The 23111-nt window shown below is 54.8% G+C and carries 22 protein-coding genes; 8 read left to right on the forward strand and 14 right to left on the reverse strand.

Features of this window, described 5'->3' with window-relative positions; genetic code table 11:
* Positions 1-35: 35 nt before the first annotated feature.
* Together HV242_RS03695 and HV242_RS03700 are read right to left on the reverse strand one after the other, a co-directional pair.
* On the reverse strand, positions 36-827 hold the full coding sequence (locus HV242_RS03695; protein ID WP_050737496.1) for a DUF2950 family protein: 792 nt from the start codon (positions 825-827) through the stop codon (positions 36-38).
* Between the two features lie 10 nt (positions 828-837).
* Positions 838-2367 (reverse strand): DUF3300 domain-containing protein, encoded by a 1530-nt coding sequence (locus tag HV242_RS03700; RefSeq protein ID WP_181616907.1) that lies wholly within the window; start codon positions 2365-2367, stop codon positions 838-840.
* A gap of 413 nt (positions 2368-2780) precedes the next feature.
* Between HV242_RS03700 and acnB the strand changes: the two genes are divergently transcribed.
* Together acnB and yacL are read left to right on the forward strand one after the other, a co-directional pair.
* A complete protein-coding gene (acnB, locus tag HV242_RS03705) occupies positions 2781-5378 on the forward strand; it encodes a bifunctional aconitate hydratase 2/2-methylisocitrate dehydratase (protein WP_020882592.1) in 2598 nt (865 codons plus the stop codon).
* Positions 5379-5566: 188 nt separating this feature from the next.
* On the forward strand, positions 5567-5929 hold the full coding sequence (yacL, locus tag HV242_RS03710; RefSeq protein ID WP_014168659.1) for a protein YacL: 363 nt from the start codon (positions 5567-5569) through the stop codon (positions 5927-5929).
* Between the two features lie 31 nt (positions 5930-5960).
* On the opposite strand, the gene speD is transcribed toward yacL, so the two are convergent.
* The 3 genes from speD to HV242_RS03725 all read right to left on the reverse strand — a co-directional run bounded on the left by speD (position 5961) and on the right by HV242_RS03725 (position 8089).
* Positions 5961-6755, reverse strand: coding sequence for an adenosylmethionine decarboxylase (speD, locus tag HV242_RS03715; protein ID WP_044867351.1), 795 nt, complete (start codon positions 6753-6755; stop codon positions 5961-5963).
* Entirely contained in the window at positions 6756-7625 is an 870-nt protein-coding gene (speE, locus tag HV242_RS03720; protein WP_181616908.1) for a polyamine aminopropyltransferase, read from the reverse strand.
* A 116-nt stretch (positions 7626-7741) separates the two neighbouring features.
* A complete protein-coding gene (locus HV242_RS03725; protein ID WP_014882582.1) occupies positions 7742-8089 on the reverse strand; it encodes a YacC family pilotin-like protein in 348 nt (115 codons plus the stop codon).
* A 145-nt stretch (positions 8090-8234) separates the two neighbouring features.
* Between HV242_RS03725 and cueO the strand changes: the two genes are divergently transcribed.
* The gene (gene cueO, locus HV242_RS03730) at positions 8235-9794 is read left to right on the forward strand and encodes a multicopper oxidase CueO (RefSeq protein ID WP_050737494.1); all 1560 of its coding nucleotides are present in this window, start codon (positions 8235-8237) and stop codon (positions 9792-9794) included.
* 96 nt (positions 9795-9890) lie between these two features.
* Here cueO and HV242_RS03735 read toward each other — a convergent pair whose 3' ends face one another.
* A complete protein-coding gene (locus HV242_RS03735; RefSeq protein ID WP_020882595.1) occupies positions 9891-12281 on the reverse strand; it encodes a glucose/quinate/shikimate family membrane-bound PQQ-dependent dehydrogenase in 2391 nt (796 codons plus the stop codon).
* 207 nt (positions 12282-12488) lie between these two features.
* On the opposite strand from HV242_RS03735, the gene hpt reads away from it, so the two are divergent.
* Positions 12489-13025 (forward strand): hypoxanthine phosphoribosyltransferase, encoded by a 537-nt coding sequence (hpt, locus tag HV242_RS03740; protein ID WP_025205381.1) that lies wholly within the window; start codon positions 12489-12491, stop codon positions 13023-13025.
* A gap of 101 nt (positions 13026-13126) precedes the next feature.
* Here hpt and can read toward each other — a convergent pair whose 3' ends face one another.
* Positions 13127-13789, reverse strand: a complete 663-nt coding sequence (gene can / locus HV242_RS03745) for a carbonate dehydratase (RefSeq protein ID WP_020882596.1) — start codon at positions 13787-13789, stop codon at positions 13127-13129.
* A 107-nt stretch (positions 13790-13896) separates the two neighbouring features.
* Between can and HV242_RS03750 the strand changes: the two genes are divergently transcribed.
* The 4 genes from HV242_RS03750 to HV242_RS03765 all read left to right on the forward strand — a co-directional run bounded on the left by HV242_RS03750 (position 13897) and on the right by HV242_RS03765 (position 17447).
* A complete protein-coding gene (locus HV242_RS03750; RefSeq protein WP_014168668.1) occupies positions 13897-14823 on the forward strand; it encodes an ABC transporter ATP-binding protein in 927 nt (308 codons plus the stop codon).
* Positions 14820-15590, forward strand: a complete 771-nt coding sequence (locus HV242_RS03755; protein ID WP_014168669.1) for an ABC transporter permease — start codon at positions 14820-14822, stop codon at positions 15588-15590. Before HV242_RS03750 ends, HV242_RS03755 begins: the two co-directional genes overlap by 4 nt.
* A gap of 105 nt (positions 15591-15695) precedes the next feature.
* A complete protein-coding gene (locus tag HV242_RS03760; RefSeq protein ID WP_025205377.1) occupies positions 15696-16136 on the forward strand; it encodes a PTS sugar transporter subunit IIA in 441 nt (146 codons plus the stop codon).
* A 63-nt stretch (positions 16137-16199) separates the two neighbouring features.
* The gene (locus HV242_RS03765; protein ID WP_014168671.1) at positions 16200-17447 is read left to right on the forward strand and encodes a polysaccharide deacetylase family protein; all 1248 of its coding nucleotides are present in this window, start codon (positions 16200-16202) and stop codon (positions 17445-17447) included.
* A gap of 40 nt (positions 17448-17487) precedes the next feature.
* Here the strand turns inward: HV242_RS03765 and panD are convergent, their stop codons facing one another.
* The 7 genes from panD to dksA all read right to left on the reverse strand — a co-directional run bounded on the left by panD (position 17488) and on the right by dksA (position 23024).
* Positions 17488-17868: an aspartate 1-decarboxylase gene (gene panD / locus HV242_RS03770; RefSeq protein ID WP_014168672.1), complete on the reverse strand. Its 381-nt coding sequence runs from the start codon at positions 17866-17868 to the stop codon at positions 17488-17490.
* Positions 17869-17925: 57 nt separating this feature from the next.
* On the reverse strand, positions 17926-18777 hold the full coding sequence (gene panC / locus HV242_RS03775) for a pantoate--beta-alanine ligase (protein ID WP_050737493.1): 852 nt from the start codon (positions 18775-18777) through the stop codon (positions 17926-17928).
* A gap of 11 nt (positions 18778-18788) precedes the next feature.
* Positions 18789-19580: a 3-methyl-2-oxobutanoate hydroxymethyltransferase gene (gene panB / locus HV242_RS03780; protein ID WP_014168674.1), complete on the reverse strand. Its 792-nt coding sequence runs from the start codon at positions 19578-19580 to the stop codon at positions 18789-18791.
* A gap of 122 nt (positions 19581-19702) precedes the next feature.
* Entirely contained in the window at positions 19703-20182 is a 480-nt protein-coding gene (gene folK, locus HV242_RS03785) for a 2-amino-4-hydroxy-6-hydroxymethyldihydropteridine diphosphokinase (RefSeq protein ID WP_050737492.1), read from the reverse strand.
* Positions 20179-21576, reverse strand: coding sequence for a polynucleotide adenylyltransferase PcnB (gene pcnB / locus HV242_RS03790; protein WP_071605427.1), 1398 nt, complete (start codon positions 21574-21576; stop codon positions 20179-20181). The genes folK and pcnB overlap by 4 nt, the downstream gene beginning before the upstream one ends.
* Before the next feature lie 42 nt (positions 21577-21618).
* Complete coding sequence (gluQRS, locus tag HV242_RS03795) at positions 21619-22509, reverse strand: tRNA glutamyl-Q(34) synthetase GluQRS (RefSeq protein ID WP_050737491.1); 891 nt, start codon at positions 22507-22509, stop codon at positions 21619-21621.
* 59 nt (positions 22510-22568) lie between these two features.
* The gene (gene dksA / locus HV242_RS03800; protein ID WP_001155232.1) at positions 22569-23024 is read right to left on the reverse strand and encodes an RNA polymerase-binding protein DksA; all 456 of its coding nucleotides are present in this window, start codon (positions 23022-23024) and stop codon (positions 22569-22571) included.
* Positions 23025-23111 lie beyond the last annotated feature (87 nt).

Raw genomic sequence — 23111 nt, forward strand, 5'->3', positions numbered from 1 at the left:
AACGCCTCCTCCGGAGGCGTTTTTTTTTGCCTGCATTATGGGGCGACCGGTTGCCAGGTGTGATCCAGGTGATAAGCAGGTAACGCCTGCGCTTTCTTCTCTGACTCGCTGCCGAGGTCCGACTGGTACACCTTGTCGGTCTGGTTTATTACAAAGCTCATCACGCCCGTCTGGCCGTAGCTGACTGGCCAGGCCACCATGGCAAAACCGTTTTTATCCGGCAGGATGCGAAAACGGTAGCCGTGATAGCCAGTGCCAGGTTCTTTCGGGCTGAAGGCCGGGCCGAGTGGGCTGGGGGCTTCGCCGGGCGACGCCGGCCAGTATAAGCCGTCTTTTTTGCCGGCTGAGCTGACAATCTTCTGCGCATATTTCTGGTTCAGCGCAAAATAGCTTTGCTGTGCATCCACATACGCGTGCAGCGCCTCGATGGCGGCGAGCTCGTTGCGGCCAATCTCGCGGGTCAGGATCTCTTCAGCCCCTTCTTTGATATCAAATTGCCAGCCAGAGGCGGTTTTGATCACCGGAATCGGTAGCTGCCAGTCGCTGTCACCGACCACAAGATGTGCCTTATTCCCGTCAACGACCGTATTGTGCCGAACTTTCCAGTCGCGCAGGAAGCGATCCACGGCATCAGGATCCACCCCTTCCGGCGGCAGGAAATCACGCCAGTCCTCACCGAGCAGGGTGTTCATCGCGCTTTCATTTTGCTCACTGATGGCGCTGGCCAGCGCATCGGTTGCCTGGTCTGGCGTGCTGAAAGATTGCTGCGCCATTGCGGCGGCCGACAGCATGAATAACGCGATCCCACTGAGTAATTTGCTTTTCATGTCGGCTTCCTTAACGGTGACGGAATTCGCGGTGTTCAGCACGCCCGGTAGACGTCTGGCGCGGTTGCTGATGGCGGGCTGCCTGTTGCCTGCTCTGGGCGCCTCGCTGCTGCTGGGCTTGCCAGTTGGCGGAACGACTGTCGTTACCGCTGAGCGCATTGGCGCGCGGCTGGCTACTCCGCGCAGGCTGCGAAACCCGTTTCTCTTGCCTTTGGGTGGTGGTCGGGCGGCTGTCTCGCGTCTTAGCGGCTGTCCGCTGTGCCGTTTGCGGTTTGGTGTCGTAGCCCCGGTAATTGTTGCGCTGTGAAATTTGCTTCAGCTGGGCGGTTGATGCCTGACGCTGTGCATCTTTGGTGCCCGGACGCGCGGTTTGCGGGAAGGTTTTTCCCGTTGATTTCTCCATCTGGCTCAGCGCAGCCTGCCGTTGGCTGTCCCGGTTGACCGGTTTTTGCTGCGTCGCGCTTAGCCCCGTTGCCGTGTTCGTTGAGTGGAAGCGATTGTTGAGCGTGTTAGTGGGATAGGGCACTCCTTCACGATAGGCCGGGTTATGCTGCCAGGTGCGGTTGGCGTCCGTCAGGCGCTGGCCGCTGATTTTATTAAAGTTCTCAACGTTGATATTGATATTGTTATCACCGTTGCGGTTATAGCCGCCGTGGTGATCCCAGACGTCATCATGGTGGTGATCCCAGTCATCGTCATCATCCCAGTCGATGTTGCTGAAAATAGCGTAGGTGGTCGCCACGCCCAGGCTGAACCCTAAGCCTTTGACCAGGCTGTCCGTAAACTGCTCTCCCGGGGAGGGCGGTAAATAGACGGGCGGATAAGCGGTGTTCGGCCAGGTGCCATACACGGTATTCGGGTTGTAGGTGGGAACGTAAACCACCTGCGGGTCGGCGGACTCAATTTTAATGACCGTCGGGGCTGACGTCGTGGCGGTGCTTGTTGTCTGGCCGGTGGCCGTTTTCGCCGGGGCCGGTTTTGTCTCGGTGGTGACCGTTTGCTGCGGTGTTGATTGCAATGCACCGGTTTGCTGCGCCAGCAAACGCAGACGTTGCACGGAATCCATCACATCTTTCGGCTGCGCGAGAAACGCGTCGCCCAGGCTCTGCACCCAGGGTGGATTTTCGCCCATCAGGGACATCAACTGAGGAAACGCCACCAGTGATTTCACGCTCGGATCCCAGGGTTGATTCGCCACGGCCTGAATGGCGGCATCGCCCTGCAGTTTAGGGTTGTCTTTTGACCACTGTGCCGCCTGGATGACGTTGGCCGGGTAAGTCGAAGCCATCAAAATTTGCGATAGCAGGGCATCCGGGTAGAGCGCGATGGGGGCAACCCACTGATCAATTTGCGCGGTCGTGTAGGCTGGCGCGACGACCGGTGCTGGCTGAGCGGCAGGCGGCGCAGCCGGTTGTTGTGCGACGGGGGCAGGAGCCACAGGCTCCGTTGCGCGGCTTTTAACGAACATGACGCCTGAGGCGGCAAACAGCCCGGCACTGCACAGAAGGACAAGCAGTTGTGGCTTAAAGGGCAACTTCATAAAATGACTCCAACGAGACAAGCGCTGTGCCGTGAGGCGTTACGGTTGGCGTGAGTATCAATCACCCGTCTTTTACTGTTTTGACTTTTGTGGGGAATCATCCGGTACGTCCGGATAAAGAGTGTGAGTATTTATTACACAATTATATCGGATGGCTGAAATGCCGCCGGAATATTCAGAAGGTCGCACTCACGGTTTTTTGCAGTCAGAATTCGTTGCACCTGCCCGCTACACCATGCTTAACGATTCAGCAAATTTTTTAATGTTGCTTTTTTGTAAACGGATTAACACTGTGCAGAAATCCTGCTATGCTGCCCGACGCGGTATCGGGCATTTACCCTACAAACTGCTGTCTCACAGGAGCGTGAAGAGAACGCCCGCCGCATATGACAATGAGAGCGAGGAGAACCGTCGTGCTAGAAGAATACCGTAAGCACGTAGCAGAACGTGCCGCCGAGGGAATTGTACCCAAACCTTTAGATGCAACCCAAATGGCCGCGCTCGTCGAGCTGCTGAAGAACCCGCCTAAGGGCGAAGAAGAATTCCTGTTAGATCTGTTGATCAACCGTGTACCGCCTGGCGTAGATGAAGCCGCCTACGTAAAAGCCGGATTCCTTGCCGCCGTCGCCAAAGGCGAAGCAACCTCCCCACTGGTTACTCCTGAAAAAGCTATTGAACTGCTCGGTACCATGCAGGGTGGCTACAACATTCATCCGCTGATTGACGCACTGGATAACGACACGCTGGCACCGATTGCCGCCAAAGCGCTCTCCTCAACGCTGCTGATGTTCGATAACTTCTACGATGTGGAAGAAAAAGCCAAAGCCGGCAACGCCTACGCGAAACAGGTTATGCAATCCTGGGCCGATGCCGAATGGTTCCTGAACCGTCCTGCACTGGCTGAAAAAATCACCGTTACCGTCTTCAAAGTGACCGGTGAAACTAACACCGATGACCTCTCTCCGGCACCGGATGCGTGGTCTCGTCCTGATATTCCTCTGCACGCACTGGCGATGCTGAAAAACGCCCGTGAAGGTATTGAGCCGGATCAGCCGGGCAGCGTTGGCCCGATCAAACAGATCGAAGCCCTGCAGGAAAAAGGTTTCCCGCTGGCATACGTCGGTGACGTAGTGGGTACCGGTTCGTCCCGTAAGTCCGCGACCAACTCCGTACTGTGGTTCATGGGCGATGACATTCCTCATGTGCCTAACAAACGTGGCGGCGGCCTGGTGCTGGGCGGCAAAATCGCGCCAATCTTCTTCAACACCATGGAAGATGCGGGCGCACTGCCGATCGAAGTGGATGTCTCTAACCTGAATATGGGCGACGTGATTGACGTTTACCCGTTCAAAGGTGAAGTGCGCAACCACGAAACCAACGAACTGCTGGCGAGTTTTGAGCTGAAAACCGACGTGCTGATTGACGAAGTGCGTGCCGGTGGCCGTATTCCGCTGATTATCGGTCGTGGCCTGACGACCAAAGCGCGTGAAGCGCTGGGTCTGCCGCACAGCGACGTGTTCCGTCATGCGAAGGATGTGGCGGAAAGCAATCGTGGTTACTCCCTGGCGCAGAAAATGGTGGGTCGCGCCTGCGGCGTCGCCGGTGTCCGTCCTGGCGCGTACTGCGAACCGAAGATGACCTCCGTGGGGTCTCAGGACACCACTGGCCCAATGACCCGTGATGAACTGAAAGACCTGGCGTGCCTGGGCTTCTCTTCTGACCTGGTGATGCAGAGCTTCTGTCACACTGCCGCGTATCCGAAGCCGGTTGACGTGACCACGCACCACACGCTGCCTGACTTCATCATGAACCGTGGCGGTGTGTCGCTGCGTCCGGGTGACGGTGTTATTCACTCCTGGCTGAACCGTATGCTGCTGCCTGATACCGTCGGTACCGGTGGTGATTCCCATACCCGTTTCCCAATCGGTATCTCCTTCCCGGCGGGCTCGGGGCTGGTGGCGTTTGCTGCTGCGACCGGCGTGATGCCGCTGGATATGCCAGAATCGGTTCTGGTGCGCTTCAAGGGCAAAATGCAGCCGGGTATCACCCTGCGTGACCTCGTGCATGCTATCCCTCTGTATGCCATCAAACAGGGTCTGCTGACCGTTGAGAAGAAAGGGAAGAAAAACATCTTCTCTGGCCGTATTCTGGAAATTGAAGGTCTGCCGGATCTGAAAGTCGAGCAGGCATTCGAACTGACCGATGCGTCCGCGGAGCGTTCTGCTGCTGGCTGTACCATCAAGCTGAACAAAGAACCGATTATTGAGTATCTGACCTCTAACATCGTGCTGCTGAAGTGGATGATTGCAGAAGGCTACGGCGACCGTCGTACGCTGGAGCGCCGTATCCAGGGCATGGAAAAATGGCTGGCGGATCCACAGCTGCTGGAAGCCGATGCTGACGCAGAATACGCGGCAGTGATCGACATCGATCTGGCGGATATCAAAGAGCCAATCCTGTGTGCACCAAACGATCCGGATGATGCGCGTCTGCTTTCAGACGTTCAGGGCGACAAGATCGACGAAGTGTTCATCGGATCCTGTATGACCAACATCGGCCACTTCCGTGCTGCCGGTAAGCTGCTGGATACCCACAAAGGCCAGCTGCCAACGCGTCTGTGGGTGGCTCCGCCAACCCGTATGGATGCGGCTCAGCTGACCGAAGAGGGCTACTACAGCGTGTTCGGTAAGAGCGGTGCGCGTATCGAAATTCCTGGCTGTTCCCTGTGTATGGGTAACCAGGCGCGTGTGGCTGACGGTGCGACGGTGGTTTCCACCTCTACCCGTAACTTCCCGAACCGTTTAGGTACCGGTGCAAACGTCTATCTGGCCTCTGCGGAGCTGGCGGCGGTTGCGGCACTGATTGGTAAACTGCCAACGCCGGAAGAGTACCAGACCTTTGTGGCTCAGGTGGATAAGACGGCGGTAGATACCTATCGCTATCTGAACTTCGACCAGCTCTCTCAGTACACCGAGAAGGCTGACGGGGTTATCTTCCAGACGGCAGTATAAACAGCTAAACCGTCTTCACGGAGGCGGTTTTGTGTTTGCACCCTCTCCTGTGGAGAGGGACAGGGTGAGGGCATCAGACCGCAAGGTCTTGCTCTCACCTTTTTATTTTCATTCCTCCTGCCTCCCACGCTTTTTTTCTTCTTCTCTGCTGCGATAATTAGCGTAATGGCTTTGCAGAGGAAAATACTATGGATTACGAATTTCTGCGCGACATCACCGGAGTGGTGAAAGTGCGTATGTCGATGGGCCACGAAGCTGTTGGACACTGGTTCAACGAAGAGGTGAAAGAGAATCTCGCCCTTCTGGACGAAGTTGAACAGGCGGCAAATACGGTGAAAGGCAGTGAACGCTCCTGGCAACGTGCCGGGCACGAATACACGCTGTGGATGGATGGCGAAGAGGTGATGGTGCGTGCCAACCAGCTTGAATTCTCCGGTGATGAGATGGAAGAGGGGATGAGCTACTACGATGAAGAGAGTCTGTCGCTGTGCGGCGTAGAAGACTTTTTACAAGTCGTGACGGCGTACCGGGCGTTCATGAAACAGAAATAGCACACCGGAGCGTCCTTGCTCCCAGCGCGGCTTACACGGTCGGAATATTGCGGCCGTAGTAGATTTCGCGCATCTCTTTCCAGAGCTGGTCAGTAATGGCCTTGCGCTCTTCTTCGCTTAAATCTTCTGGTCGGGTATGGAACATGTAGTGCTTAAGGTCGAACTCCTTAAGTAACATCTTGGTATGGAAGATATTTTCCTGATACACGTTCACATCCATCATGTCATACAGCGACTTCATGTCGTCGGACATAAAGTTCTGAATGGAATTGATCTCGTGATCGATAAAGTGCTTCATGCCGTTAATGTCACGGGTAAAGCCTCGCACGCGATAATCAATCGTCACGATATCGGATTCCAGCTGGTGGATTAAATAGTTCAGCGCGTTCAGCGGGGAGATCACACCGCAGGTCGACACTTCGATATCGGCGCGGAAGGTACACAGCCCGCCTTCAGGATGGCTTTCCGGGTAGGTGTGCACGCAGATGTGGCTTTTATCGAGATGGGCGACGACCACTTCCGGCAGCGGGCCCGGATGTTCTGTTTTATCGATAAGTTGAGGGTCGACCGGCTCTTCGCTGACCAGAATCGTGACGCTGGCACCCTGAGGTTCATAATCCTGACGGGCGATATTCAGGATATTCGCGCCGATAATCGAACAGGTTTCTGACAGGATCTCGGTCAGACGGTTGGCATTGTAGAGTTCATCGATATAGGCGATGTAACCATCGCGTTCTTCCGCTGTTTTGGCATAGCAGATATCGTAAATACAAAAACTCAGGCTTTTGGTCAGGTTGTTAAAGCCATGCAGTTTAAGCTTTTTCAATTAGCTCACCCCCTTAGTGGATAATGCGTCTTGCAGGTACTGCGGTAAGGCAAACGCTGCGGTATGAACTGCCGGATTGTAGTAACGGCACGTAAGACCGGCCTGGTGGAAGCGGGCCTGAATAATTTCGGTGGAGAGATGGAGCAGTACGTCGTTATCCGTTGCCCAGGCAAAGGTCATGATCCCGCCGTAGTACGTCGGAATAGCGGCCTGATAGAAGCTGACATCGCCAAAATAGGTGCTCAGCTTGCGGTGGCTGTCGAGGGCTTCATCCTGCTGCAGGAAGCAGACGCCGTTTTGTGCCACGAAAATCCCGCCCGGCTTCAGGCAGCGCTTGCAGCCTTCGTAGAAATCGGAGGTAAACAGCGACGCGCCGGGACCGATCGGGTCGGTACAGTCGGAGATAATAACGTCGAAGGTCTGGGTCGTCTGATTAACGAAGTTAACCCCATCATCAATGACCAGACTGAAGCGCGGATCGTCATAGCTACCGGCGTTATGGTTCGGCAGGTACTGACGACAGAAAGAGACCACGCCGGCATCAATTTCCACCATCGTAATGGTTTCGATGGATTGATGGCGGGAGACTTCACGCAGCATTGCGCCATCACCACCACCGATAATCAGAACATGCTTCGCATGCCCGTGTGCCAGCAGCGGAACGTGGGTCATCATCTCGTGGTAGATAAACTCGTCGCGCTCGGTCGTTTGCACGACACCATCCAGCGCCATCACGCGGCCAAAGGCGGCATTCTCGAAGATGATCAGATCCTGATGATCGGTTTTCTCATGATAGAGCACGTTATCAACGGCAAAGTACTGACCAAACTGGTCATGCAGTGTTTCATGCCACAACGTGTGGTCGGCCATACGCGGACTCCTCCTTTGTTAACATCCGTTACGCTCACAAAAAATGAGCGAAACATGATAGCTAACTATAACCGTGGTTGCACGGCTATAGGCACAACAAGGGGGCGTCGGGAAGGTTATTTCACGTAGGCGAGCAGGCTGAGTGAATCGCGAGCCAGCGCTTTGCATTTTTTGGCGGTAGGGATACCAATACCGCTTAAATCGCGGTAGCTGTCTTCGCCGAGCGCCTTCATGTCGAAGCTATCGTAGTTGCTGAGATCCCATTGGTTTTGCTGGGCAAAAAAGACCAGTGCGCGACGAATCTGCCCGTTGGGCAAATTCTGGTAACCACAATCGTTTTTCAGAAAGACAAAAACTGCCGTCAGATCGGCCATATCTTCCGCTTCATTTTCACTCAGCGCGTAACTGTTCGCACACATCGCCATCAGGCTACCGAACAAAATTGTTCTGAAAAACGTCTTCATTGCTTCTACCACTGCATCACGGAAAATTAACGTTAGCATACTTGATGCCAGGCCGACGATCTTTATTATTGCCGCTTCACTTGACCTTCCGGTAAGGGGAGGGTTTATGCTCAAAAGATCGCCTGCTGGAAATAAGGAAATGAACATGCAACGCCGTGATTTTTTAAAATATTCCGTTGCGCTTGGCGTAGCCAGCGCTTTACCGCTGTGGAGCCGCGCGGCTTTTGCGGCTGACAGACCTGCCTTACCGATCCCTGATTTACTCACCGCGGATGCCCGTAGCCGCATCCAGCTTGTTGTCCAGTCCGGTAAAACGACCTTTGGCGCACACAGTGCGACAACGTGGGGTTATAACGGCAATCTTCTCGGCCCGGCACTTCAGTTACGTAAAGGGAAAGCGGTAACGGTGGATATCCATAACACGCTGGCAGAGGAGACCACGTTGCACTGGCACGGACTGGAAGTGCCGGGCGAGGTGGATGGGGGGCCGCAGGGCATCATAAAACCGGGCGGTAAGCGAAGCGTGACCTTTACCCCGGACCAGCGCGCCGCGACCTGCTGGTTCCACCCCCATCAGCATGGCAAAACGGGCCATCAGGTGGCGATGGGGCTGGCGGGGCTGGTGCTGATCGAAGATGACGAAAGCCGTTTGCTGCGCCTGCCCAAACAGTGGGGCATCGACGATGTGCCGGTCATTGTGCAGGACAAAAAATTCACCGCTGACGGGCAAATTGATTACCAGCTGGACGTCATGAGCGCGGCGGTAGGCTGGTTCGGTGACACCCTGCTGACCAACGGTGCCATTTACCCGCAGCATGCGGCACCGAAAGGCTGGCTGCGCTTACGCCTGCTCAACGGCTGTAACGCCCGCTCACTGAATTTCGCCACCAGCGATAAACGCCCTCTGTACGTGGTCGCAAGCGACGGGGGGCTACTGCCTGAACCGGTGAAGGTGGATACGCTACCGATGCTGATGGGGGAACGTTTTGAGGTGCTGGTGGATATCAGCGACGGCAAACCGTTTGACCTGGTCACGCTACCGGTCAGTCAGATGGGAATGGCGGTTGCACCCTTTGATAAGCCGCACCCGGTGCTGCAGATCCAGCCGCTGCAGGTCACGGCCTCGGGCATGTTGCCGGATACCCTGACCACGCTCCCGGCGCTACCTTCTCTCGAGGGTCTGACCCAACGCAAGCTGCAACTGTCCATGAACCCGATGCTCGACATGATGGGCATGCAGGCACTGATGGCGAAATATGGCAATCAGGCGATGGCGGGCATGCACCACGGAGAGATGATGGGCCATATGAATATGGACCACGGTAAAATGGGCGGCATGGGGCACGGTGGCCATGATTTCGATTTCCACAATGCCAACATGATCAACGGCAAAGCGTTCGACATGAACACGCCAATGTTTGCTGCCACAAAAGGGCAGTTTGAACGCTGGGTGATTTCAGGCGAAGGCGACATGATGCTGCATCCGTTCCATATTCACGGCACCCAGTTCCGCATCCTTTCTGAAAACGGTAACGTGCCACAGGCGCATCGCGCGGGATGGAAAGACACCGTCAGGGTTGAAGGTGGCGTCAGTGAGGTGCTGGTGAAATTTGACCACGAGGCACCGAAGGCGTTTGCCTATATGGCGCACTGCCATCTGCTGGAGCATGAAGATACGGGCATGATGCTGGGGTTCACGGTTTAATATCGTGTGCCCTGATGCCCAGACCCCGGTCCAGAGGGGATAAGCAATAAAAACGGCAACCGAAGTTGCCGTTTTTTTTACCGTTGGCGGTGTTAGTTATTTAGCGTCGTCGGGTAAAGCATAAGCCACAATGTAGTCGCCCATCTTCGTACCAAACGAACCGTGACCACCCGCAGAGATGACAACGTACTGCTTGCCATTCACTTCATAGGTCATCGGCGTTGCCTGTCCACCTGCTGGCAGACGGCCTTGCCACAGTTTTTCACCGTTGGTCATGTTGTACGCGCGCAGGTAGTTATCGGCGGTTGCCGCGATGAACAGCACGTTACCGGCGGTAGAAATTGGACCACCCAGCATTGGCATACCCATATTGAACGGGACAGGAACCGGCATCGGGAACGGCATGCTGTCCTGAGGCGTACCAATACGTTTTTTCCAGACGATCTGGTTAGTTTTCAGATCCAGGCCGGAGATATAACCCCAGGCAGGCTGTTTACACGGCAGACCAAACGGCGACAGGAACGGGTTCAGCGTGACACCGTATGGCACGCCATACTGCGGCTGAATACCCGCTTCAGTACCGCTGCCTTTAGCATCTTTAGGCTGCTCCATTGGGTTGCCTGGACCGCGTGGAATAAGCTTAGAGACAAACGGCAGGGCCATCGGGTTGGCAATCGCCACCTGACGGTTAGGGTCAACGGAGATCCCACCCCATTCGAACATGCCCAGGTTACCCGGGAAGACCAGCGTGCCCTGCTCAGAAGGTGGCGTGAAGATACCTTCATAGCGCAGCTGATGGAACATCACGCGGCACACCAGCTGGTCAAACATTGTGGCACCCCACATGTCTGCACCGCTGAGATCTTTCTTCGGACGGAAGCTCAGGTCAGAGAACGGCTGTGTTTTGGTGACATAGTCGCCTTTGGCAGCGCCCTGCGGAACGGGTTTTTCGGGTGCCGGGACAACCAGCTTACCGTTGCTGCGATCCAGTACAAAGATGTTGCCCGTTTTCGCGGGTGCATAAATCACCGGAACGGTTTTGCCGTTAACGGTAATGTCTGCCAGCGTCGGCTGGGACGGCATGTCCATATCCCACAGGTCGTGGTGAACAGTCTGGTAGCTCCAGGCCAGTTTACCGGTGGTCGCGTTCAGCGCCACGATAGAGCTGGCATAACGCTCTTGCTCAGGCGTACGGTTACCTCCCCAGATGTCTGGCGTGGTGACGCCCATCGGCAGGTAGACCAGGTCCAGCTTCGCGTCATACGCCGCCGGTGCCCAGGAGTTAGGTGAGTTAAAGGTAAAGGTGTGTTCGTCCGATGGGATCGCGTTTGGATCTTTCGCGCCCGGGTCGAAGGCCCACAGCAGTTTACCGGTGTTCACGTCAAAACCACGGATAACGCCAGAGGTTTCGCGGGTGGAGAAGTTATCGGTTACCGAGCCGGCAATCACGATAGTTTTATCGGTGATGATCGGCGGTGAGGTTGGCTCATACAGACCCGGCGTGGTGTCCGGCATGTTGGTCTGCAGATTCAGGATACCTTTGTTGGCAAAGGTCTCACACAGCTTACCGGTTTCGGCATTGATCGCGAACAGGCGGCCATCGTTTACCGGCAGCATGATGCGGCGAGGACAGTCGGCAATGACTTCAGGGCTCGCATTATCAGCACGCGCTTCGTGGTAAGAGACGCCACGGCAGGTGATGTGCTGGAACGACGGGTTGGAGTTCAGCTGTGGATCGAAGTGCCATTTCTCTTTACCGGTGGCCGCGTCAAGCGCGAACAGACGCTGGTGCGCGGTGCACAGATAAAGCATGTTACCGACTTTAATCGGCGTCACTTCGTTGGTCAGTTCACCCGGATCGTTTGGCATCTTCAGGTCGCCGGTACGGAATACCCAGGCTTCCTTCAGGTTCTTAACGTTGTCCGCGTTGATCTGCTTGAGCGGGGAGTAGCGCTGACCTTCCTGATTACGGCCATAAGCTGGCCAGTCGCCATCCGCGACCTGCGAGATAGCCGCAGCTGGGGTGGATTCGGCATTCAGCGTACCGTTAATCTCCTGCGGGTCGTTAAAACCGGCCCAGGTGAGAATGCCGCCGCTGATCAGCAGGGCAACCACCAGCGCCGCAACGGCACCGCTTGAAGGAACAATCAGGCGACGCCACACGAACGGCAGGATCAGCCAGATACCAAAGAAGACCAGGATGTCACTGCGCGGCGTCAGTGCCCAGAAGTCGAAACCGACTTCCCAGACGCCCCAGATCATGGTTGCGAGGAGTAATGCAGCATAAAGCCATAGCGCGGATTGTTTTCTACGCCACAACAGGACGGTTACGCCAAGCATAACCAGACCCGCAATAGGGTAGTACCAGGAGCCGCCAATTGCGGCCAGCCAGACGCCACCGATTAACAGATACAGGCCGCAAAAGGCGGCGAATAGCGCTGTTAATGTCACCAGTAGACGTGGCTGTTGAGTTTTTATTTCAGCCATAGAAAGTGTACTCGTCAGTTTTGTTAATTATTTGCTAGCAACTAATTATAGGTATTAACAAGTGTGATCGGAATCACAATATTTGCTTTTTATAACTCATGCGCCAGGTGTATCCATTTACTGATATAATGGCTGGCTTGCGTATCGATGCCGGAGTAACATTCATCCGCATTGAGAGATTTTCATTAAAATCATATGGTTAGTAATATGAAACATACTGTTGAAGTGATGATCCCGGAAGCCGAGATCAAAGCGCGTATCGCCGAACTGGGTCGTCAAATCACCGAACATTACAAGGACAGCGGCAGCGAAATGGTGCTGGTCGGTCTTTTACGTGGCTCTTTCATGTTCATGGCAGACCTGTGCCGTGAAGTGCAGGTGTCCCATGAGGTCGATTTTATGACCGCCTCCAGCTACGGCAGCGGCATGTCCACAACCCGTGATGTGAAAATCCTGAAAGATCTGGATGAAGATATTCGTGGCAAAGATGTGTTGATCGTTGAGGACATCATCGACTCCGGCAACACGCTCTCTAAAGTGCGCGAGATCCTGAGCCTGCGTGAGCCAAAATCCCTGGCGATCTGCACCCTGCTGGATAAACCCAGCCGCCGTGAAGTGCAGGTGCCGGTAGAGTTTGTCGGCTTCTCTATCCCTGACGAGTTCGTCGTGGGCTATGGCATTGACTACGCGCAGCGTTACCGTCATCTGCCGTATGTGGGTAAAGTGATCCTGCTCGACGAGTAAGGTTTGTGACGTGCGGTCTGTTGCCCTCTGACGAGGGAACACACAGTAAAAACGGCAACCCGGGTTGCCGTTTTGTTTTTATCTGAACCGCTTACAGGCAGCTATTTATGGTTGACGTGCTTGAGCTTCAGGTTAGCTATCCCGGAACGATAACGCTGCTCAAGCGTTTCACGGTTGGTGGCGGTCACTTCCAGGTTACGAAGCAAACCATCGTGAATACCGTACGCCCAGCCGTGGATCGAGACTTTTTGCCCGCGTTTCCACGCCGATTGCATGATGGTGGAATGGCCAAGGTTATAAACCTGCTCCATCACGTTCAGCTCGCAAAGGGTATCGAGACGACGCTCCTGCGGCATTTCACCCAACAGTGAGCTATGTTTGAACCAGATATCGCGGATATGCAGCAGCCAGTTATCGATTAACCCGAGTTCGGTATTTTCAATCGCGGCCTGCACACCGCCGCAGCCATAGTGGCCACAAATAATGATGTGCTCGACCTCCAGAACGTCAACGGCGTACTGAACAACCGAAAGGCAGTTGAGGTCGGTATGGATCACCAGGTTGGCAACATTACGGTGCACAAACAGTTCGCCAGGCTCGAGGCCTGTCAGGCGCTCTGCCGGAACGCGGCTGTCGGAACATCCAATCCAGAGAAAGCGTGGGTTTTGCGCCTGCGCGAGCTTTCCAAAAAATCCGGGGTCTTCCTCCACCAGCATTTTTGACCATAGTGCATTGTTGCTGATGAGTGTATCTATGTCGTTCATGGAGGTTAGCGACCTGTAACCGAGTGATTGCGTTGCGCTAATATAGGGTAACTCGACTTTTAATGAAACCACACAACGTGTGTCAGAACCTAAGGTAAGTTTAATTCATGGCGATTGCACTGGAGCTTGAGCAGCTCAAAAAAACCTATCCAGGCGGCGTTCAGGCGCTGCGTGGGATAGATCTCAAAGTGGAAGCGGGGGATTTCTACGCGCTTCTGGGGCCGAATGGGGCGGGGAAATCCACCACCATTGGCATTATCAGTTCGCTGGTCAACAAAACGTCCGGCCGGGTGAGCGTGTTTGGTTACGACCTGCAAAAAGATGTGGTGAATGCTAAGCGCCAGCTCGGACTGGTACCGCAGGAGTTCAACTTCAACCCGTTCGAGACAGTGCAGCAAATCGTGGTTAATCAGGCGGGTTACTACGGTGTTGAGCGCAAAGAAGCGGTGGAGCGCAGCGAAAAGTACCTCAAACAGCTCGATCTGTGGGAAAAACGCAATGAACGTGCGCGCATGTTGTCTGGCGGGATGAAGCGCCGTCTGATGATTGCCCGTGCGCTGATGCATGAGCCAAAGCTGTTGATCCTTGATGAGCCCACCGCGGGCGTGGATATCGAACTGCGTCGTTCAATGTGGGGCTTCCTGAAGGACCTCAACGACAAAGGCACGACCATTATTTTGACCACGCACTACCTCGAAGAGGCGGAGATGCTGTGTCGCAATATCGGCATCATTCAGAACGGTGAGCTGGTGGAAAACACCTCGATGAAGAGCCTGCTCGCCAAGCTGAAATCCGAAACCTTCATTCTCGACCTGGCGGCGAAAAGCCCGCTGCCGACGCTGGAAGGCTATAACTATCGTCTGGTGGATACCTCAACGCTGGAAGTGGAAGTGCTGCGTGAGCAGGGCATCAACAGCGTGTTCTCACAGCTGAGCGCGCAGGGTGTTCAGGTATTAAGTATGCGTAACAAAGCGAACCGACTGGAAGAGCTGTTTGTCTCTCTGGTGCAGGATAAACAAGGAGACAAGGCATGACGCATCTTTACTGGGTCGCGCTGAAAAGCATCTGGGCGAAAGAGATTAACCGCTTTATGCGTATCTGGGTGCAAACTCTGGTACCGCCGGTGATCACCATGACGCTCTACTTCATCATCTTCGGTAACCTCATCGGTTCGCGTATTGGTGAAATGCACGGCTTTACCTATATGCAGTTTATTGTGCCGGGCCTGATCATGATGGCGGTGATCACCAACGCCTATGCTAACGTGGCATCGTCATTCTTTAGCGCCAAGTTCCAGCGTAACATTGAAGAGCTGCTGGTCGCGCCGGTACCAACGCATGTGATCATTGCGGGTTATGTGGGCGGCGGCGTGGCGCGCGGTCTCTGTGTGGGGATTCTGGTGACCGCGATCTCCCTGTTCTTTGTGCCGTTCCAGGTGCATTCATGGCTGTTCGTGGCGCTCACGTTACTGTTGACGGCCATCTTGTTCTCGCTGGCCGGTCTGCTGAACGCGGTGTTTGCTAAAACGTTTGATGATATCAGCCTGATCCCGACCTTTGTGCTGACGCCACTGACCTATCTTGGCGGGGTGTTCTACTCCCTGACGCTGCTGCCGCCGTTCTGGCAGGCGCTGTCACACCTGAACCCGATTGTTTATATGATCAGCGGCTTCCGCTTTGGTTTCCTCGGCATTACGGATGTGCCACTGATTACCACGGTTGCGGTGCTGGTGGTGTTTATTATCGCCTTCTACCTGCTGTGCTGGTCTCTGATTCAGCGTGGACGCGGTCTGCGCAGCTAATCTTCCGCCCGGCGACATTCTGTTTGCCGGGCGCTTTTCTTTGATTGTTATCACCGTACGCTAACCTTCACTCCGCTAAACTACTTGCCTGCTAAGGAGAGAGTGATGCTGGGATGGGTGATCGCCTGCCATGATGAACAGGCGCAGGATATGCTGGATAAACTGGAGGCCAGATTTGGTCCGCTGGCGCAATGCCGTGCGGTTAACTACTGGCGTGGATTGAGCACCAACATGCTCAGCCGCATGATGTGCGATGCCCTGCATGAAACCGACACCGGTGACGGCGTCATCTTCCTGACCGATAAATCCGGCGCGGCACCTTATCGCTCTGCGGCATTGTTGAGCCACAAGCACGACAACTGTGAAGTGATATCAGGCATTAACTTTTTGCTGCTGGAATCCATGTATCCCTTCCGGGAAACCTTAAGCAGCGCTGAATTCCGTCATGCGATCGTCGACAAAAAAGTGGCCGGCGTCAGCAGCCTGTGGCATCAGCAGCAAAAAAATCCTCCCTTTGTCTTGCTCCATGATTTGTATAAGAATTAAACATTGGTATTGATGCTGCTTTTGTTACAATGGTGGCTGATTTTTCGTGTCGATTAATATTCCATGTTCATGCGCGTTGTGTTCCTTCTGTTGCTGCTGGTTTCCGGCGGCGCATCTGCCAGCCTGATCGCTCAGCAAGGGCTTCCCGCCCGATATATGCAAACCACCGAAGATGCGGCTATCTGGGCGCAAGTAGGTAACAATGTGGTCAATGTCGGCAATATTCGTGCCGGGCAAATCCTGGCCGTCGTCCCCACATCCGCTGATTACTACGAGTTTCGTTTTGGCTTCGGCACGGGCTTTATTGATAAAGAGCACCTGGAAGACGTGCAGGGCAAACAGCGCGTGGAAGACAGCCTTGGCGATTTAAATAAACCGCTGAGTAACCAGAACCTGATAACCTGGAAAGACACGCCTGTCTTTAACGCCCCCAGCAGCGGAAGCGCCCCTTTCGGCACGATGAGTGCTAACCTTCGCTACCCGATTCTGAATAAACTTAAAGACCGTCTGAACCAGACCTGGTATCAGATCCGCATCGGCAATCGTCTGGCGTGGATCAGCAGCCTGGATGCGCAGGAAGATAACGGCATCCCGGTCCTGACCTATCACCATATCCTGCGTGATGAAGAGAACACCCGTTTCCGACATACCTCCACGACCACCAGCGTGCGTGCGTTCAGCAACCAGATGACCTGGCTTCGCGATCAGGGCTATACCACGCTGACGATGGCTCAGCTTGAAGGGTATGTGCGTAACAAAATGAACCTGCCGGCGAAGTCTGTGGTGATCACCTTTGATGACGGGCTGAAGTCGGTGAGCCGCTATGCGTATCCCGTCCTCAAAGCGTATGGATTCAAGGCGACGGCGTTTATCATCTCGTCGCGTATAAAACGTCATCCGCAGAAGTGGGCGCCGAAATACCTGCAGTTTATGAGTGTCTCTGAGCTTGAGCAGATCCAGGATGTGTTTGATATCCAGTCCCATACCCACTTCTTGCATCGGGTGGACGGCAATAAACACCCGATCTTACTGAGCCGTAGCCATCACGTGATTTTGTTCGATTTCGCGCGTTCACGCCGGGCGCTGGCGCAATTTAACCCGCACGTGCTCTATCTCTCTTATCCGTTTGGCGCCTATGATGACAAAGCGGTAAAAGCAGCGAATGACGCAGGGTTCCACCTGGCGGTGACAACGGTAAAAGGCAAAGTGAAGCCCGGGGACAATCCGTTCCTGCTTAAGCGACTGTATATTTTAAGGACGGATTCGCTGGAGACGATGTCGCGGCTTATCAGTAATCAGCCGCAGGGATGAGGTGAGAGAAGGCTGTGAACGGTTCACAGCCTTCAGGATATCAGGCAACCTGGACCGGAATGGCTTTCGCGGTGCGTTTCATTTCGTTGTCGCCTTCGAAGTACGCCACTTTTGGCTGCCAGCGACGGGCTTCTTCGTCAGACATCATCACGAAGCTGGCGATGATGACGATATCACCGACGTCGGCACAGTGAGCGGCAGCGCCATTCACGGAGATAATTCTGGAGCCGCGTTCCGCCGCGATCGCATAGGTAGAGAAGCGCTTACCGTTATTCACGTTCCAGATATCAATGGCTTCGTTTTCAAGGATGCCCGCTGCATCAAGAAAATCCTGATCAATGGCGCAGGAGCCTTCATAGTGCAGGTCGGCCTGAGTGACTTTCACACGGTGAAGCTTACCTTGCAGCATTTTGCGAATCATTACGTTTACCTTTAATCATCATGCGTTAACCCCCCGCGAACGAGGGGAGGTAGAGAGTTATGCCAGCTCAACCACTTTATTGTCGATAAGGCGTGCCTGACCGAGCCATGCAGCCACCAGAAGCACCGCGCGCTTGCTGGTATCGGTCAGCTCAAGCAGCGTATCGGCATCACGGATTTGGATATCGTCAGCGCGGAAGCCTTTGTCGTTCAGCGCCTGTTCGGCGAGAGCAACGATCTCTTCTGCGCTCAGCTCTTTAGCCACAAGCTGTTCCGCCATGGTATTCATGACCTTGCTCAATCCCGGCGCGATTTTACGCTCATCCGCGGTAAGGTACCCGTTACGGGAACTGAGCGCCAGACCGTCTTTGGCACGCACAATCGGCACGCCCACGATCTCAATATCATAACCCATGTCGGCGACCATCTTACGGATCAACGCCAGCTGCTGGAAGTCCTTCTCACCGAAGCAGGCAACGTCGGGCTGCACCAGGTTAAACAGCTTGCTGACGATGGTTGAAACGCCGCGGAAATGGCCCGGACGGCTGGCGCCTTCCAGCATGGTTGAAATGCCCGGCACGTCCACGTAGGTCGCGTCCTCGGTCCCCTGCGGGTAGACGTCTGTAGGTGCCGGAGAGAAGACAATGTCCGCGTGGCGTTTTTTGAGTTTTTCGCAATCTTCCTGCAGGGTGCGCGGATAGCGCGCCAGGTCGTCGGCACGGTCAAACTGCATGGGGTTCACGAAGATACTGACCACCACGATATCTGCACGCGCTCTGGCTTCATCAACAAGCTTCATATGGCCGTCATGCAGGTTACCCATCGTGGGAACCAGTGCGATACGTTTACCTTCCTGACGTGCACGACGGATATGCTGGCGAAGCAGCGGCAGGGTTTCAATGATTAGCACAACAAGACTCCTTAATGGAAACTGTGTTCTTCACCCGGGTAAACACCGGATTCAACGTCGGCAATATACTGCCGCACAGCAGCACGCATGTCGCCTGCTTCTGCCAGGAAATTTTTGGCGAATTTAGGGATATGGCCGCCGGTAATACCAAAGGCGTCGTGCATCACTAAAATCTGACCGTCGGTAACGTTGCCTGCGCCAATGCCAATCACCGGAATCGACAGCGCCTCGGTGATGCGTTTTGCCAGTTCAACCGGCACACACTCCAGCACCAGCAGCTGTGCGCCAGCGGCTTCCAGCGCCAGGGCATCCTCAAAAAGTGTCTGTGCCGCGTCACCGCGGCCCTGCACCTTATAGCCGCCAAAAATATTGACGGATTGCGGCGTCAGACCCAGGTGGCCGCAGACCGGCACGGCACGTTCGGTGAGCATTTTCACGGTCTCTGCAAGCCAGGCTCCGCCTTCGATTTTGACCATATTGGCCCCGGCACGCATGACGGTTGCCGCATTCTCGAACGCTTGCTCTGGCGTAGCGTAGGCCATAAAAGGCAGATCGGAAAGCAGCAGACAGGCAGGTGCTCCGCGGCGCACGGCACGGGTATGGTAGGCAATATCTTCGACCGTCACCGGCAGGGTGGAATCATGGCCTTGTACCGTCATCCCTAACGAATCTCCGACCAGCATGACAGTGATACCCTCTTCGGCAAAAAGCTTAGCGAAGCTGTAGTCATACGCAGTAATGGTGGCGAAGCGTCTCTTTTCCTGTTTGCATTTCTGCAGTAAGGAGATGGTGGTTGGTTTCATACTGTTTCCTGATAGCCCAAAAGCGAATCTTTGCGCATTCTAACAGTAACATTTGAGGGAACAATGATTTTAGGCAACCGATTAACCACAATTCAGTGAGGGTTAACCGGTAAAAATGCGGATCACCAGCGGGCTGGTTTTTCTGCGTCGAGGCTATCCAGCACTGCCTTCAGCGCGAGGCCGTCAGGGAAGGTGAGGTCAGGGGCAACGTCGAACAGCGGCCAGAGCATAAAGCCGCGATTTTTCATGTCGTAGTGCGGAACGGTGAGACGGGGGGTGTTAATCACCTCGTGGCCAAACAGCATAATGTCGAGATCGAGGGTGCGCGGCCCCCAGCGTTCGGCTTTGCGTACGCGGCCCTGCTGCAGTTCGATTCGCTGAGTATTATCCAGCAGCGTGTCGGCATCCAGCGCAGTGTCCAGCACCACGGCGGCATTCAGGTAATCAGGCTGATCCTGTGGCCCCAGCGGCGGTGTCCGGTAGAAAGAAGAGACCGCCACAATACGGCTTTGTGGGATTTCACCCAGCGCCTGAACGGCAGCATTAACCTGCTCTAGCGGAGAGGCCAGATTGCTGCCGATGGCAATGTACGCCAGGGTCATGCCGTACCTTCACGGCGCGGCGCACGTTTGCGTGGACGACGGTGGCGACGACGCGGCGTCGGTTCGTCATCGAGGTCGACGAGCATATCTTTCTGCTCTGGCGGTGCTGAAACCTGGAATTCTCCCCACCACTGCGCCAGACGCTGCAGTTCCTGGTTCCGTTCAATTTCAGCACGCAGCGACAGTAAATCGAACGCAGCGCGGAATTTAGGATGTTCCATCAGCTTCCAGGCGCGCTTACCCTGACGACGAGACATGCGCAGCTGAAGCTGCCAGATATCACGCACCAGCGTCGTAATACGTTTTGGAATGGCGAGCGTGCGGCAGGCTTCATCCAGCACGTCATTTGCGGCCAGCGCAAACGCATCGTAGTAGGCCAGACCGCTTTCCTGCGCAATTCTCTGCGCCGCTTCCAGCAGCGGATACCAGAACATCGCAGCAAACAGGAACGCCGGGTTCACACGCATATCGTTGTGAATGCGGGTATCGGTATTCTTCAGCACCTGCGCAATCATGCGTTCCATTGGGCTGTCACCGTTTTCGGTAAAGCAGCGCGTAATGGTCGGGAACAGGGGCTGGAAAAGGCTGTATTCGCGTAGCAGCTTGTAGGTTTCGTAGCCGTAACCGGCCTGCAGCAGCTTCAGCGCCTCTTCAAACAGACGGGCTGGCGGCACGTCGTTAATCAGCGTCGCCAGACGCGGTATCGGCTCTGCGGTTTCCGGGCTGATGCGCATTGAGAGTTTGGCGGCGAAACGTACGGCGCGCAGCATACGCACCGGGTCTTCACGATAACGCGTTTCCGGCGTGCCGATCAGGCGAATCAGACCGTCTTTCAGGTCCTGCATGCCGCCGACGTAATCACGGACGGTGAAATCTGCCACGCTGTAGTAAAGGCTGTTGATCGTGAAATCGCGACGCTGGGCATCTTCTTCGATAGAGCCGAAGATATTGTCCCGCAGCAGCATGCCGTTCTGGCCGCGCTGGGAGGTGGTGCGATCGGATTCGCCCGCTTCGTGGTGACCGCGGAAGGTCGCCACTTCAATAATTTCCGGCCCAAACATGACGTGAGCAAGACGAAAACGACGGCCAACAAGGCGGCAGTTACGGAATAATTTGCGCACCTGCTCTGGCGTGGCGCTGGTCGTCACGTCGAAATCTTTTGGTTTTTTGCCCAGCAGTAAATCACGCACCCCACCGCCAACGAGATAGGCCTCGTAGCCTGCTTTATTCAGACGATAGAGCACCTTGAGGGCATTTTCACTGATATCTTTGCGGGAAATATTGTGCTGCTCACGTGGAATAACCGACATGCGGTTTTGCGCAATAGCGTCGTTCGCCATGCTCTCTTCGCGGCTTAGCACTTTACGGCAAAAATTAGCGACTCGGGTAAAAATAGTACACCTCGTAGTGTGTTTTGTTATGAAAAAAGCGGCTAATCATAGCTCAGCGCAACGCATTTGAGAATGCTGGATTTTTGGTACGGTCGTCAGCGTCCAGTTGGCGATCGCCATTTTCAGCAGTTCGTCAATTCGCAAATCCTGCCATTCGTTGGTTACATTCTGGTTGAGAAATCGCAGCGCGTCGATCAAAACAGGGCGCGGATCGCCGTCTGGCAGGGCGGGCGCATGATTTTGTTTTGACAGCTTAAAGCCCTGTTCATTGACCGCCAGCGGCAGATGAATGTAATCCGGCGCGTTCCAGCCAAACTGGTGATAGAGCGATATTTGTCGCACGGTAGGTTCCACCAGGTCAGCCCCGCGCACAATTTCCGTCACGCCCTGGAAATGGTCATCAACCACAACCGCCAGGTTATAGGCAAACAAGCCGTCACGGCGGTGGATAATAAAATCTTCGCGTGCAAGACGTTCATCCGCATGGATCTCGCCGGAGAGTAAATCAGTAAAGTGCGTCACCGGGACATGCTGCTTTATGCGCACGGCGGCCAGTTCTGGGCCGTTATTGCGCGTGCGGCAGTGGCCGTCATAGACGCCACCCACGCTCTGAATACGCGCGCGGGTGCAGGTGCAGTAGTAGGAGAGCCCTTGTGCGTGGAGCCACGCCAGGCGTTCCCGGTAGGCATCATGTCGCCTTGACTGCCTGAGGACGTCGCCGTCCCAGTGAAGACCGTAATGTTCCAGCTGACGCAGAATGGTATCTGCTGCACCGGGAACTTCACGCGGAGGATCAATATCTTCAATGCGGACCAGCCATTTACCGTGACGGGCGCGAGCCTGCAGGTAGCTGCCGAGGGCGGCAATTAATGAGCCGAAGTGTAATTCACCAGAAGGGGATGGCGCGAAGCGCCCAATATAGTGTGATTCAGACATATCAACAGTAACAAGGCGGGAGAAACTCCCGCCTTTAGAGTGTGTAAACAGCGCTGGTATTAACCGGCCATCTGTTTTTCGCGGATTTCTGCCAGCGTTTTACAGTCGATGCACAGATCGGCGGTTGGACGCGCTTCCAGGCGACGAATTCCGATTTCAACACCGCAGGATTCGCAGTAGCCAAAATCTTCGTCTTCGACTTTTTTCAGCGTTTTTTCGATCTTTTTGATCAGTTTGCGTTCGCGGTCACGGTTACGCAGTTCGAGGCTGAACTCTTCTTCCTGAGCGGCACGGTCTACCGGGTCCGGGAAGTTAGCAGCTTCATCCTGCATATGAGTAACGGTGCGATCGACTTCATCCCTGAGTTGATTACGCCATGCTTCAAGAATACGCTTGAAGTGCGACAGCTGGGCTTCGTTCATATACTCTTCGCCCGGCTTCTCTTGATACGGCTCCACCCCAGCGATGGCGAGAATACTCAGGGACGATGTTTTACGGTTTTGCCCTTCTTGCATGTTGCTTCTCCTTAACACGCACTATCGATCCCCGTGTTGGGGGAAAAATCAGGTCGCTATAAATAGCAGATGCTTTTCCGTATGGCA

The sequence above is a fragment of the Enterobacter sp. RHBSTW-00593 genome (assembly GCF_013784105.1).
Classification (GTDB): Bacteria; Pseudomonadota; Gammaproteobacteria; order Enterobacterales; family Enterobacteriaceae; genus Enterobacter; species Enterobacter ludwigii.